Source organism: Sulfurimonas limnophila, from assembly GCF_059705345.1.
The window spans coordinates 1,947,053-1,960,473 of record NZ_AP046127.1; the positions used below are offsets into that span (position 1 = coordinate 1,947,053).

The 13,421-nt window shown below is 36.0% G+C and carries 15 protein-coding genes; 7 read left to right on the forward strand and 8 right to left on the reverse strand.

The window, feature by feature from the left end; translation table 11 throughout:
* Positions 1 to 52 precede the first annotated feature (52 nt).
* The 7 genes from AC6H33_RS09905 to mnmL all read left to right on the forward strand — a co-directional run bounded on the left by AC6H33_RS09905 (position 53) and on the right by mnmL (position 5,884).
* The gene (locus tag AC6H33_RS09905; protein ID WP_497604725.1) at positions 53 to 832 is read left to right on the forward strand and encodes a histidinol-phosphatase; all 780 of its coding nucleotides are present in this window, start codon (positions 53 to 55) and stop codon (positions 830 to 832) included.
* 77 nt (positions 833 to 909) lie between these two features.
* Positions 910 to 1,230 carry a thioredoxin gene (gene trxA / locus AC6H33_RS09910; RefSeq protein ID WP_497604726.1) on the forward strand — a complete coding sequence of 107 codons (321 nt, stop codon included), beginning with the start codon at positions 910 to 912 and terminating at the stop codon, positions 1,228 to 1,230.
* 16 nt (positions 1,231 to 1,246) lie between these two features.
* Positions 1,247 to 1,732 (forward strand): hypothetical protein, encoded by a 486-nt coding sequence (locus AC6H33_RS09915; protein ID WP_497604727.1) that lies wholly within the window; start codon positions 1,247 to 1,249, stop codon positions 1,730 to 1,732.
* Between the two features lie 16 nt (positions 1,733 to 1,748).
* Positions 1,749 to 2,690 (forward strand): thioredoxin-disulfide reductase, encoded by a 942-nt coding sequence (gene trxB, locus AC6H33_RS09920; RefSeq protein ID WP_497605993.1) that lies wholly within the window; start codon positions 1,749 to 1,751, stop codon positions 2,688 to 2,690.
* A 41-nt stretch (positions 2,691 to 2,731) separates the two neighbouring features.
* The gene (gene dapB / locus AC6H33_RS09925) at positions 2,732 to 3,499 is read left to right on the forward strand and encodes a 4-hydroxy-tetrahydrodipicolinate reductase (protein WP_497604728.1); all 768 of its coding nucleotides are present in this window, start codon (positions 2,732 to 2,734) and stop codon (positions 3,497 to 3,499) included.
* A gap of 70 nt (positions 3,500 to 3,569) precedes the next feature.
* Entirely contained in the window at positions 3,570 to 4,925 is a 1,356-nt protein-coding gene (gene purF, locus AC6H33_RS09930; protein ID WP_497604729.1) for an amidophosphoribosyltransferase, read from the forward strand.
* The gene (mnmL, locus tag AC6H33_RS09935; protein ID WP_497604730.1) at positions 4,925 to 5,884 is read left to right on the forward strand and encodes a tRNA modification radical SAM protein MnmL/YtqA; all 960 of its coding nucleotides are present in this window, start codon (positions 4,925 to 4,927) and stop codon (positions 5,882 to 5,884) included. The genes purF and mnmL overlap by 1 nt, the downstream gene beginning before the upstream one ends.
* Here mnmL and AC6H33_RS09940 read toward each other — a convergent pair.
* The 8 genes from AC6H33_RS09940 to ppk2 form a co-directional block, all read right to left on the reverse strand.
* Positions 5,881 to 6,441: a DUF2393 family protein gene (locus tag AC6H33_RS09940; RefSeq protein ID WP_497604731.1), complete on the reverse strand. Its 561-nt coding sequence runs from the start codon at positions 6,439 to 6,441 to the stop codon at positions 5,881 to 5,883. The genes mnmL and AC6H33_RS09940 overlap by 4 nt on opposite strands.
* On the reverse strand, positions 6,438 to 6,947 hold the full coding sequence (locus AC6H33_RS09945) for a DUF2393 domain-containing protein (protein ID WP_497604732.1): 510 nt from the start codon (positions 6,945 to 6,947) through the stop codon (positions 6,438 to 6,440). Before AC6H33_RS09945 ends, AC6H33_RS09940 begins: the two co-directional genes overlap by 4 nt.
* A 6-nt stretch (positions 6,948 to 6,953) precedes the next feature.
* Positions 6,954 to 7,634, reverse strand: coding sequence for a bifunctional phosphoribosyl-AMP cyclohydrolase/phosphoribosyl-ATP diphosphatase HisIE (gene hisIE, locus AC6H33_RS09950; RefSeq protein WP_497604733.1), 681 nt, complete (start codon positions 7,632 to 7,634; stop codon positions 6,954 to 6,956).
* Positions 7,635 to 7,641: 7 nt separating this feature from the next.
* A complete protein-coding gene (locus AC6H33_RS09955) occupies positions 7,642 to 8,742 on the reverse strand; it encodes a prohibitin family protein (protein WP_497605994.1) in 1,101 nt (366 codons plus the stop codon).
* Positions 8,743 to 8,889: 147 nt separating this feature from the next.
* Complete coding sequence (locus AC6H33_RS09960) at positions 8,890 to 9,810, reverse strand: branched-chain amino acid transaminase (RefSeq protein WP_497604734.1); 921 nt, start codon at positions 9,808 to 9,810, stop codon at positions 8,890 to 8,892.
* 209 nt (positions 9,811 to 10,019) lie between these two features.
* Positions 10,020 to 11,282 (reverse strand): hypothetical protein, encoded by a 1,263-nt coding sequence (locus AC6H33_RS09965; RefSeq protein WP_497604735.1) that lies wholly within the window; start codon positions 11,280 to 11,282, stop codon positions 10,020 to 10,022.
* 183 nt (positions 11,283 to 11,465) lie between these two features.
* Positions 11,466 to 12,470, reverse strand: coding sequence for a phosphate ABC transporter substrate-binding protein PstS (gene pstS, locus AC6H33_RS09970; protein ID WP_497604736.1), 1,005 nt, complete (start codon positions 12,468 to 12,470; stop codon positions 11,466 to 11,468).
* Positions 12,471 to 12,534: 64 nt separating this feature from the next.
* Positions 12,535 to 13,389: a polyphosphate kinase 2 gene (gene ppk2 / locus AC6H33_RS09975; protein WP_497604737.1), complete on the reverse strand. Its 855-nt coding sequence runs from the start codon at positions 13,387 to 13,389 to the stop codon at positions 12,535 to 12,537.
* Between the last annotated feature and the right edge of the window lie 32 nt (positions 13,390 to 13,421).

Below are 13,421 nucleotides of genomic sequence, written 5' to 3' on the forward strand. Positions count from 1 at the left end.
TTATTGTTTTGACACTATAATATCGAAAAATATATAAAATTGGAATGACAAAATGATAGCTGACTTGCACAATCATACTAAACTTTGTAATCATGCAGAGGGAGAAATAGTCGAGTATATCGAAAAAGCTATTGAGTGCGATATTAAATATTTTGGATTCTCAGAACATGCACCAATGGATTTTGACCCAAAATATCGTATGAGATTTGATCAAATGAGAGAGTATGAGCAGAATATTTTAGAGGCTAAAGAACACTATAAAGATAAAATAGAAATTCTTTTAGGCTATGAAGTAGATTATCTAAGAGGCTATATGGACGAGAGAGTGCTAAATGCAAAAGTTGACTATCTCATCGGGAGTGTACACTTTATAAATGAGTGGGGATTTGATAACCCAGAGTTTATAAAAGATTATGAAAATCAAGATATTGATGAGATTTGGCAAAAATATTTTGATGCAATTGAAGAGATGGCAAAAAGTAGACTTTTTGATATAGTCGGGCACTTAGATTTAATAAAAATTTTTAAATTTATGCCAAAAGGCAATATTACAGACATAGCAAGAGATGCCCTTCGTGCTATCAAAGATGCAGATATGTCTATTGAGATTAATGTCGCAGGTTTTAGAAAGCCAGTTTCCGAGGCATACCCATCGCCTCAGTTGCTGCAAGAGATTAAAAAACTAAATATTCCTATAACATTTGCCTCTGATGCTCACAAGCCAGAACAAGTTGGGCTCTTTAGTGATGAAACTATGAAGATGGTCAAAGAGTTGGGCTTTAGCGAATGTGTAATCTATCGAAACAGAAAAAAAGAGTTTATAAATCTTTAATAGATTCACTATAAAAGCAATTTTAAAGACTTGGCTATGTATAATGCCCCAACATAAAATTAAGTAAGGAAATTAAAATGGGAAAATATATAGAATTAACTAGCTCAGATTTTGAAGCTACATTAAGTGAAGGTGTTTCTTTAGTTGATTTTTGGGCACCATGGTGTGGGCCTTGTCGTATGATTGCTCCTGTTATTGAAGAGTTAGCAAATGATTATGAAGGTAAAGCTAAAATTTGTAAAGTAAATACTGATGAAGAGCAAGATATTGCTGTTAAATTTGGTATCCGTTCTATCCCAACTATCATGTTTTTTAAAGATGGTAAAATGGTAGATCAAGTTGTTGGAGCACAATCTAAAGCTGCTCTTGCACAAAAAATCGACGCTCTTTTAGCGTAATTTAAAGAGTGGATTGGTGAAGCAAGGAGGCAAAAGTCTCTTTTCTTTATCTACTCTTCTAGCCTCTTTCTTTGGCGCAGCGATGATAGCTGCCGCTTTTGCATACTTCAACTACAAATTCGCAGAATATAAATTTATCGACTTTAGAGAGTGGACATTTTACGAGCAAAAAGATATTTTTAAACCTATAGAAGATGACTATATAATAGTATTTTACTCTTCAAGAGAACCTGATACTGCGAAGCTCTTATCTCAAACAAAACTTAACTATCAAATTTTGGCAATAGACTACTATAACCAAGTCTTTCCAAACACCAAGGGCACAACGTTTCTTAGGTCTGGAACAAAAACGTCACTTAGCTTTATCCAGAGGTTTAATATCTATGAATCCCCATCTATCTTCTTTATAAAAAAAACGAAAGAGCAGATTTATAAACAAGATAGTATGATACTCAAACTAGACAATTTAAACGAGTTGTCAAATAAAATAAAAGATTTGTAGAAGGATTATATTTATGATTTTAGATTGCGCAATAATAGGTGGCGGACCTGCTGGTTTAACTGCTGGACTCTACGCTACTCGTGGTGGATTAGAAAATGTAGTTATGTTTGAAAAAGGTATGCCTGGTGGTCAAATTACTCAAAGTTCTGAAATAGAAAACTATCCTGGTGTTACGGGCGAAATCAGTGGAATGGACCTTATGATTCCATGGCCCCAGCAGTGCCAAAAATTTGGTCTTAAACATGAGATGGTTGCTGTTCTTAGAGTTAGCAAAGATGGAGATATTTTTAAAATTCTTAAAGAAGATGGCACGGTAGCAGAGGCTCACAGTGTGATAGTTTGTACTGGTTCATCCCCAAGACGCGCTGGTTTTAAGGGAGAGAATGCTCTCTTTGGAAAAGGCGTGAGCACTTGTGCTACATGTGATGGATTTTTCTACAAAGGAAAAGAGGTAGTTGTCATTGGCGGAGGAGATACTGCTCTTGAAGAGGCACTTTATCTTGCTAAAATATGCTCAAAAGTATATCTTGTTCACAGACGTGACACCTTCCGCTCTGCTCCAAATACAGTAGAGAGAGTTAAAAGAACACAAAACATAGAGCTGGTTTTAAACTCTTCTCCAGAAGAAGTATATGGTGATGCAATGGGTGTTACTGGGATTTTTATAAAAAATAATAGTGGTGAAATACGTGATATTAAAGTTCCAGGGGTATTTACTTTTGTTGGCAATGATGTAAACAACCAAACTCTAAAACAAGAAGATGGTACTTTTTTATGTGAGATGAACAAACAAGGCGAAGTTATCGTTGACATTAGCATGCAAACTTCTCTAAAGGGACTTTTTGCCGCTGGAGATATGCGTATATCTGCTCCTAAGCAAGTTGTAAGTGCTGCTGGGGATGGTGCAGTCGCTGCACTAAAAGCAATCTCTTATGTTGATGAGTTGTTAAATCACTAAGATTAAATTTTAAATGTTATAGGTATAAAAAGGGGAATAAAATGGTAAAAGTTGGTGTTTTTGGTGCAAATGGAAGAGTTGGAAAACTGCTTATAGACGACCTAAAATCAAGTAAAAATATTAGTTTGAGTTCTGTTTATGTAAGGAACTCTCTTGATTTCTCAATTGACCCATCAGTTCTTGTTAGTACAGACATGAAGTCATTTCTTCATGCATGTGATATTGTTATCGACTTCTCTCTTCCTGAGGCTTGTGAAGCTCTGCTTGAGGCAGCACTTCAAACTCCAAAGCCTTTGGTTATCGGGACAACTGGATTAAATGCTCATCAACTAAATCTTTTAAAACAAGCAAGTGAGCATATGCCGATTTTATATGCTACTAACATGTCTTTAGGAGTTGCTCTTTTAAACAAACTTGTACATCAAGCTTCAGCAGCGCTAAATGGCTTTGATATAGAGATAGTGGAGATGCATCATAAACATAAAAAAGATGCGCCAAGCGGAACAGCACTTACTCTAGCAGAATCAGCAGCACATGGGCGTGGTTTAGACCTTAACAAGGTACGTGTAAGTGGAAGAGATGGCAATATCGGTGAGAGAAACAGTGATGAGATAGCAGTTATGGCTCTTCGCGGTGGAGATATTGTAGGGCGTCACACGGTTGGTTTTTATAATGATGGCGAATTTATAGAGCTAAATCATACAGCGACTTCAAGAAACACATTTAGCAAAGGCGCTATTAGAGCCGCTTCATGGTTGGCAAAAAAAGAGGCAGGTCTCTACTCTATAAGTGACTGTTTAGAAATTTAAATCAATTTTATTTTAATTTGATTTTAGTATAATCGCGAAAATATTTAACTACTTAGCCAAGGAGAGAAATGTGCTAGAAGATATGAATGAAAAGTGTGCAGTTGTAGGAATTTATGGCAATAAAGAGGCTTCAAAACTGGCTTATTTTTCACTTCACGCACTTCAACATCGTGGTCAAGAAGCAGCTGGAATCAGCTCTTCAAACGGAACAAAACTACAAACTATCAAAAAACGTGGTCTTGTTATGCGTGTTTTTGATGAGAAAAAACTAGAAACTCTAAGAGGTTCAAGTGCAATAGGACATACCCGCTACTCAACTGCTGGAGATGACTCAATTCTAGATGCTCAGCCAGTTTTTGCAAGATATGATTTAGGCGAGATGGCTATTGTTCATAATGGAAACCTTACAAATGCTGAAGAGATTAGAAATAAACTAATCGACAAAGGTGCAATTTTTCAAACATTTATGGATACTGAAAATCTTATCCATCTTATCGCAAAAAGCGAAAAAAGAAAACTCCTAGATAGAATCATCGATGCTGTTGGTAAAATTGAGGGTGCTTTTTCTCTTGTATTTTTAAGTAGAACAAAGATGTTTGCAATGCGTGATCGTCATGGTTTTCGCCCTCTAAGCTTAGGTAAAATACCAAGCGGAGGATACATAGTTGCAAGTGAGACATGTGCGTTTGATTTAGTTGGAGCAGAGTTTATAAGAGATGTAAAACCTGGTGAACTTCTTATCTTTGATGAAGATAAAGAGCCAGAGAGCATACAAGTTTTTGAACCAACCCCAAAACATTGTATATTTGAATATGTCTATTTTTCAAGACCAGATTCAAGAGTTTTTGGACAGAGTGTTTATCAGACAAGAAAAGATATGGGAAGAGAGTTAGCTCATATAAAACCTGTTGAAGCAGATATGGTTATCCCTGTTCCAGATGGTGGTGTACCTGCTGCTATTGGGTATGCTCAAGAGAGCGGTATCCCTTATGAGATGGGAATTATGAGAAACCATTACATTGGACGAACTTTTATCGAACCTACTCAAGAGATGAGAGATTTAAAAGTTAAAATGAAGCTCTCTCCAATGACTGACATTATCAAAGGCAAAAGAGTTATCGTTGTAGATGACTCAATAGTTCGTGGAACAACATCAAAAAGAATTGTAAGAATGTTAAAAGAGGCAGGAGCTAGTGAAGTTCATATGAGAGTATCTTCTCCTCCTACAACTGATCCATGTTTCTATGGAGTTGACACACCAAATAAAGATAAGTTAATAGCTGCAAATATGAGCCAAGATGATATATGTAAGTTCATTGAAGCTGATTCATTAGCTTACCTAGATGAAGCTTCACTTCTTAGAAGCGTTAAGACAGATACAGACAACTACTGTACTGCTTGTTTTACAGGAAAATACATAGTTTAATGAAACAAATTTTTACCTTTGGCAACTACTTACGAGATAAGTTTGGTTGCAAAGTCTACAAAGTTGGCATAAATATCTCTGGCTTCACCTGTCCTAATATAGATGGAACAGTCGCTAAGGGTGGATGCACATTTTGTGAAAATGACTCTTTTAGCGCAAGTACGAATCAAGTCCAAGAGCTAAAGGGATTTCATCTAAATCTAAACTCACAAACAAATCCAAATCTAGACAAGCAACTTCTTCAACTTGAAATGCAGTTTAATGCCATTAGCAAAAGACAACGTGATGAGTATGGAGCTAAAAAATTTCTAGTCTATTTTCAATCTTTTACAAACACCTATGCTCCTCTTGATACGCTAAGGGCTCTATATGAAAAAGCTCTATCATTTGATGATGTAGTTGGCCTTAGCATAGGCACACGCTCAGATAGCATAACTGATGAGACGTTAGCGTATATAACTGAGCTTAACAAAGAAAAAGAGATATGGATAGAGTTTGGAATACAGTCTGTTTATGATAAAACACTTGAAAAAATAAATCGTGGTCACGACAGTGCAAATGTCAAAGAGTGGATATTAAAGGCAAAAGAGAGTGGATTACATGTATGTGGGCATCTTATATTTGGTCTGCCAGATGAGACACAAGAGATGATGCTTCATACAGCGCAAGAAGCTTATCTTTGGGGGATTGATTCTGTAAAATATCATCCTCTTTATGTTGTAAAAAAAACAGCTCTTGCAAATGATTATATCAAGGGAGATTTTTCGCCAATTAGTGAAGAGTTATATCTTGACACGCTGAGTAAAGCTATCCTGTTAAAACCAGATGATGTATCTGTTCAAAGAGTAACAGCTGGAATAAATGACAACTCTCTTCTTGCTCCAAATTGGTGTAGAGATAAAAATAGACAGATTAAAAAGATAAACAGTACTCTTAAACCTTTTGGGCTTAAGTATTAGTGTGCATATACTTTAGAGAAGTGTGAAACACTGCTAAAGTATGGTGGATAAGGAAAATAGACTCTAAACTCTTTGCTCTCGTTAGGTTTTAGATTTTTTGCTACTACAAATTCATGTACAATTTGTTGCGGTTTTGCCTCTCTTCGTGATTCATCAGATGTTAAAAAATCAAAAAAGTTTAAAAACCCTCTTGGAGCGTAAAATGTACCAGCTTTTACATTGCCACTTACATGCCCTTTGTTTACGAGCTTTATCTCAAATGTAACTTCGCCAATCTCAAAATTTCCCTCATTTTTTACTATACCGCTATACATAATCTCTTCTGTGCTTAAGTTTCTTTTGTTATCTAGCTTGTAAAGTTTTGCTACTTTTGTGTATTTATCTATAACAACTACTGAAACAGAAGACATTAAAACAGTTATAAGCGCCACTGAAAATATTATAGAAAAAATCATGCTTGGCTTTTTTTGTTGCATGGCAAGAAAAATTCCAGCTCCAAAAACCAAAAATCCAATACCAAATGCTATGTAGTGCCAAAAGTTAAAAAGGGTAATCATTTACAATCTGCTCCAAGAGAAATATTATAATCCCCACTATAAACAAATGGGTCTATAATAATCTTAATTTCACGCTCTTGTCCAAGAGCAATATTTTCTTCAACAATCGACATCTTAGCAATAGGCTTAAATTTTCTTATATAATCTTTTATCTTATTACCGCTTACTCTATATACGGTTGCTCTAATTTTACAACTTTTAAAATCTCTATTTGAGAGATTTTTTAAAGTTCCATAAAGCACAATAGCTTCCGTAAAAGAGAGTTTTTTCTGACTAATTAGTGTTATTTCATTTTTAAAAAGATATTTGTGCATCTCAACATAACCGAGTGTTGAGCCAAATATAAGAGTTGTAAATGCAAAGAGTATAAGAAAAAATGCTAATAATTTTTTTCGATAAAATATTATACCAATAGTTATAAAAAGCAGAAAAAGAAGTAAAGAGACACCAAAAAGAATGTAATCATAGATAATCAACTCTTTGATGAATTCGTTTAACTTCTCCATATTTATCTATGTATCTCTTGAATTTTTCTCAGCAATTCCGCTCATATCAAATCTGCGGGCAAGCTCTTGCTTGATTCTATCTGGAGATATATTTTTAGATGCGAGGGCCACAAGAACATGATAAGTCAAATCTGCTGCTTCATAAACTATCTCTTTTTCATCACTGTCTTTACACGCAAAACTAAACTCAGCTGCCTCTTCTACAACTTTTTTAAGTATTGTATTGTCGCCTTTGCTAAGAAGTTTTGCAGTCCATGAAGTTGAAGGGTCTGCAAATTTTCGCTCTTGAATAGTATGATAAAGTGTATCAACAACTCCATAAAGAGCTTCACTTTTAACTTCTACTTCGCTCTGTATATCGCCTGTTTCTAGTTCAGTAAAAAAGCAAGAACGTCTGCCTGTATGACAAGCAACGCCGTGTTGAGTTACTTTTATCAAAAGAGTATCATTATCGCAGTCGATGTTAAAACTATCTATCTCTTGTATATGTCCGCTACTCTCGCCTTTTTTCCAGATACGCTGTTTTGAGCGTGAGAAGTAGTGAGCTATTTTTGTACTAAGAGAAAGAGAGAGTGCCTCTTTGTTCATATATGCCATCATCAACACTTCATTGGTTGTGACATCTTGAACTATTACTGGCAGAAGTTCAATCTTCTGCCAGTCTATTTTATCTATAGTTTCTTGCATTTTTTATCTACTCAGTAACCGTAGTAGTTCTCTGTTTAGCATCTTTCATATCTACCCAGATATTTGGCGTTGAGCCTCCAGGAGTTAGGAAAATCTTAGCGTCTTTATTTTCTCTAAGAGCATCATTAAATTTGCCTTGAACTTGAATCTGCTCTAATTGTAAAAGCTGAGTAGTTAATGATTTTGAGATCAAGTAGTTAGCTTTTGATTTTGCATCTGCGTCAATTGTTATAGCATCTGCAAGACCTTGAGCTTCAATTCTTGCTTTTTCAGCTATACCTCTTGATTCTGCTGCACGTCTTAGCGCATCTTGTTCAGCACGTAAAACATCTTGTTCAGCTTTTTGAACTTGTTGTTTTGCTATTTGAACATTTTCTATCTGCTCTTTTACTTTTGGAGGTAGTAAAATTTCACGAAGTTGAACTGATTGTAAATCTGCAGGAGCATTTTCCAAGCCTGTGACACTTGCTCTAATGCCGATCTCTATCTCTTCAGCTATGCTGTTTCTCATCTGCGGAAGACTCTCAGCATCATATTTACCAACAACATTACGAACAATATCACGAACAACTGGATTGATTATCTTATCTTCCCAGCTGAATCCCCAGTTAGAGATTGTTTGTGCCGCGAATTGCGCATTTAGTCTATACTGAACTGTAAGCTCTATAGCAACAGGAAGACCGCGTTTATCAAGAACGGTAATGGCAGGTTTTGCATTTATTCCTGATGAAACACTTCCGCCACCTGCTTCAATGCTTGATGCATAGTTAATAATACGAACTTTTGTATCTACAATATAAACTTTTTGAATTACAGGAAGGATAAAATGTAGTCCTGGAAGAAGTGCTTGATCTTGATACTTACCATTAGTGCTTAATATTCCGCGTTCACCCTCTTCGATAATCGTAAAAGGTTTTGCCAAAATCAAAACAATAATAATTGCTACTAAAAAGTAAGCAATCCCTGCTTTTCCTCCGCCAAAGTTAAAATCTATCTTTGGCATTTGAGGAATATTTCCACCGCCGCCACTCCCGCCGCTTGATTTTTTCTCAAACCCATCACTCTGGCTCTTTTTCTTATTAAAATAGTCATTCATATCCGATGCCATTGTTATGTTGTCCTTCATTTTTTTAATTCCTTCTGTTCTATTTATTACGCTTGTCGGAAATATACCCTCAAGGGGCACCTCGATTCCGCCAAACTACGCTAGCCGCTATGGCACTAAAGCTTGCCACGCAGGTGGCAGAAATCACTGTTAATTAATATAAGTTAAGTAGTGCTCATATTTTTTATCTCTGCCAAATACAACGTCAAAATATTTACTTTGAAGTTTCTCTGTCATTTCGCCACGAGAACCACATCCTATATCTCTGCCATCAACATGACGAACAGGAGTGATTTCAGCAGCAGTTCCAGTTAAAAATGCCTCATCTGCGGTATATACATCCTCTCTTGAGAGGCGACGGCGCTCAACTTTGATGCCCATATCAGTCGCTAATTCAATCACTGTTTTTTGAGTAATTGACTCTAGTGAGTTATCATTTGGAGGAGTGATTAAAACTCCATTTTTTACCATAAAGAAACTAGCTCCTGAAGCTTCTGCAACATAACCTTGATCATCTAGAAGCAGTGCTTCTTCATATCCGCAGTCAATCGCTTCATACTTAGCCATTTGAGAGTTCAAGTAGTTTGCTACGGCCTTTGCTTTACCCATATTTGAAGTATTTGCTGGTCTAGTCATTGATACGATTTTAAGTTTTATACCTTTCTTCATACCCTCTTCACCAAGATAAGCACCCCACTCCCAAGCAGCAACAGCAGTTTCAACTGGAGCGTGTTTATGGTAAACACCCATAACACCATATCCTAAAAATGCAAATGGTCTCAGATATACGTTATCGCCCTTAAATTCATTTTTTGCGACTAGTTCTATTTGAGCTTTGTTTAACTCTTCAACTGAGTAAGGAATATCCATTAGAGTCATTTTTGCAGACTCTTTTAATCTTGTAGTGTGCTCATTTAGACGAAAAATAGCATAACCTTTTTGGGTTTTATATGCCTTTGTGCCTTCAATTACGCCATTTCCATAGTGTAGTGTATGAGAAAGAACATGCACCTTTGCATCATCCCACCCAACAAACTTTCCATTCATCCAAATATACTTAGCTGCATCCATATGCTTCTCCAATAATTACTACATAAAAATTGTTGCCATTTTATCTAAAATGATGTTTATGTTGTATTAATCTAGTAGATAGGAGCTTTATTAAAGGCAACACAAGAGAGAGAAGTGTTGCCATTTTAGGAGAGAAAAAAGGAGAATTTTGAAAATTTCAATATTTTATATTTATCCGCTAGTCTTTAAAGAAGTCTAGCGCGTATTTGTTACCATTTAACTTCTGTAGTAAGCATGTAAACATTTTTCTCTTTTGCATCTGCTAGTGTAAGAGCCGTCCATGTTTTTGCATCATCCGTAATGTGTTTTCCTGAAGCAATAAAACTTACGTTTTTGTTATATTTGTATGCAACACCAAGAAGAATTTGTTTCATATCTTGATCTTTAGCTGTAACGCCTACTCCAGCAGTATAAGTAGTTTTGTCGATATCACTAACATCATAACGACCAAGGATAGTCCAATCAGTCATTGGACGAACTTCAGCATTAAGAGACCATCCCTTATAATCCTTACTTGCAGCTCCAGTTAATGCTGTGTTTTGTGCATCATCATTAGCAATATAGTATTGAGCAGCTATCAAGAACATTGGTTGATTATAAACTGCATGAATTCCGTAGATAGAACGATCATATTCAGATTTATCACCTATAACAATATCATTATCTTTATGGTTTCTAGACATTAAACCGTATGTTGAAACATTTAAATAGGTCGCTTTTGTACGATCGTTTTTACCAAGTTTGTTACCGCTACCAATCAAGTGACCAGTCAAACGCCATTCTAGTGAAAGGTCTGTACTATTTTCTTGATTTGCTGCAGCTTTATCAGCATGATAACCTTCACCGTTAAACATACCTATTTCAGAACTGAAGTTTTCTGTTTTAGTTTTCAAGTTGAAACCAAGGTCAGCCGAGTTGACTAAGTCTGGACCGCTATCTGTTGTATTTGTTTTTTGTTCAATAGCGACTTTGTTGATTGAACGGTAATGCCAAGAATTGTGCTCTTCATAGTCAATCCAAGGACGGTGAGCAATACCAATCTCTACACCAGTATAAGGAAGAACACCTTCTAAATAAAGATAAGCATATTTAGCGTATATATCAGCATAGTCCGTACTAGAACCAAGCTCTTTTGTTGTATCTAATGTTACACGGAAAAAGTCTTTGTCGTTAAAATATGCTTTAACTTGCAAGTAGTTACGGCGAAGCTCAAAACCAGTAGAGTTATCAACACTTGGACCCGTTAAATCAGGCTGTACAGATGTTAAACCAAAATAGTGAGTACCGCTAAAATCTAAACGAACAGCTTTTGAACTTATAGAAACACCATCATTTGCACTTAGAGCAACACGGTCAGGAGCAGAAGTTGTAAACACTTGTCCTTTGTCATCTACATAAAACTGCTGAGCAGCACTTAAGCTAGTCGCGCTAACCGCTAATGCAGCTATAGTTGATAAAACGATTTTTTTCATTTTTTATTCCCTTGTTTTTTTGTGAGAGAATTATAAAATCATTAGATTACGAAAAGATTACAGTTGTTATGCAAAAATAAAAAAGGTTTTAAAACGAAAAAAAGCCCTTGCAATGAGAAGTTGCAAGGGCTTGGTAGGAGATTTTATTAGGAGAGAAAATATAGAATGAGTGTAGATAAACGATTATTTAAGGTTTTCTGCCCAGTACTCTCTAATCATTTTTTTAGTCTCCTCAGGAAGAGGAATGTAACCGAGTTTTTTAGCGCTCTCGTCACCATTTTTAAAAGCATAGTCAAAGAAAGCAGTTACTTTTTTATTCATTTCGCCGCCTTCTCTAGGAAGAAGGATAAATGTAGCCGCAACTATTGGGTAAGATGTATCACCTTGTTGCAATGCTAAAACAGAGTAAAAGTGCTTCTCTTTTGTCCAAGTAGCATACTTTGCGGCAGCTTTGAAGTTCTCTTCTGTTGCTTTTACCCATTTACCGTTTGCAGTTTTAAGAACAGCAGCTGAAAGGTTATTTTTCTCTTTGTAAGCATTTTCTATATATCCGATTGAGTAAGGAGTTTGTTTAACTAAACTTGCAACACCCTCATTACCTTTTCCGCCGATTCCAGTAGCCCAGTCAACCGCTTTACCAGTTCCAAAACTCTCTTTCCAGTTCTTAGAACTTTGAGTTAAATAGTAAGTAAAGTTAAAAGTCGTTCCTGAACCGTCTGAACGGTGAACAACTATGATTTTTTCATTTGGAAGATTAAGCCCTTGATTATCCACTGCGATAGCTTTATCATTCCACATTGTAATTTTTCCTGCAAAAATATCTGCTACAACTTCATTGCTAAGCTTAAGAGTTTCATCAGCAACTCCATCTACGTTAAATGCAACTACGATTGAACCTATCACAGCTGGAAACTGAAATAGGTTATCCTTTGCAAGTGCTAACGTGCTTAAAGCTTCATCAGATGCACCAAACTCAACAACTCTTTTTGCGATTTGCTTGATTCCTCCGCCTGAACCTATTGACTGATAATTTACAAGATTTGTTGTATCTTTTTTATAGTTATATGCCCAATCATAGTATAAAGGAGCAGGAAACGAGGCACCTGCACCGTTTATCTTATCCGACGCGAATGAAGAACTAATTGATGCTGCTGCAACCAAAGTAACTAAAGCTAATTTCTTTAACATTTGTTTTCCTTTTTGAATGTTTGCGAAATTATAATGGCTCCATATTACAAGATGATTACAGCTACTACTTGCTCTTTGGCGAAAATTTGAACTTGCTCTCCATCGCTATTGTTTCATCTCTTCCATAAACTATCACGTCTCTATCAACCTCTATCTGGGCATCTTCTATCTTGTTTGGATAATCCACAAAATTCAAAATATGCTTTATAGTGTTTATTCTGGCTCTTTTTTTGTTGTCACTTTTTATGACTGTCCACGGAGCCGATTCTGTATGTGTCGCACTTAGCATCATATACTTTGCAAGTGCGTACTCATCCCATAAACTTTGAGCGCTTAAATCAACATCAGAGAGTTTGTACTGCTTTAGAGGGTCTTGCTCTCTTTTCGCAAATCTCTTTTTTTGCTCCTCTTTTGTTACTGAAAAATAGAATTTGAAGATTTTTATATCCTCATCTACTATCATCTTCTCAAACTGCGGTGCGTCTTTTAAAAACTTATGGTGCTCTCTCTCACTACAAAAGCCCATAACAGGCTCAACCATAGCTCTGTTGTACCAACTTCTATCAAAAAGAACTATCTCTCCAGCACTTGGCAGATGTGCTACATATCTCTGAAAATACCACTGCGATCTCTCTTGATCACTTGGTTTTGGAAGCGCTACGATTCTCGCCCCTCTTGGGTTAAGATGCTCCGTTATTCTCTTTATCGTACCGCCCTTTCCAGCAGCGTCACGCCCTTCAAAAATCATAAGAACTTTAAGCCCCTTCTCTTTTACATAGTTTTGAAATTTCAGTAGTTCTATCTGAAGTTTTTCCAACTCTCTCTCATAAAGCAGAGTCTCTTTTTTAACCCAAATCTTTATTTTTTCATCTTTTTTACTATTTTTTTTCTCTATTTTTGTTTTTGTTTTTTCTTTCATAAATAACTCCTTGTAAAGAAGTATATAAGAAA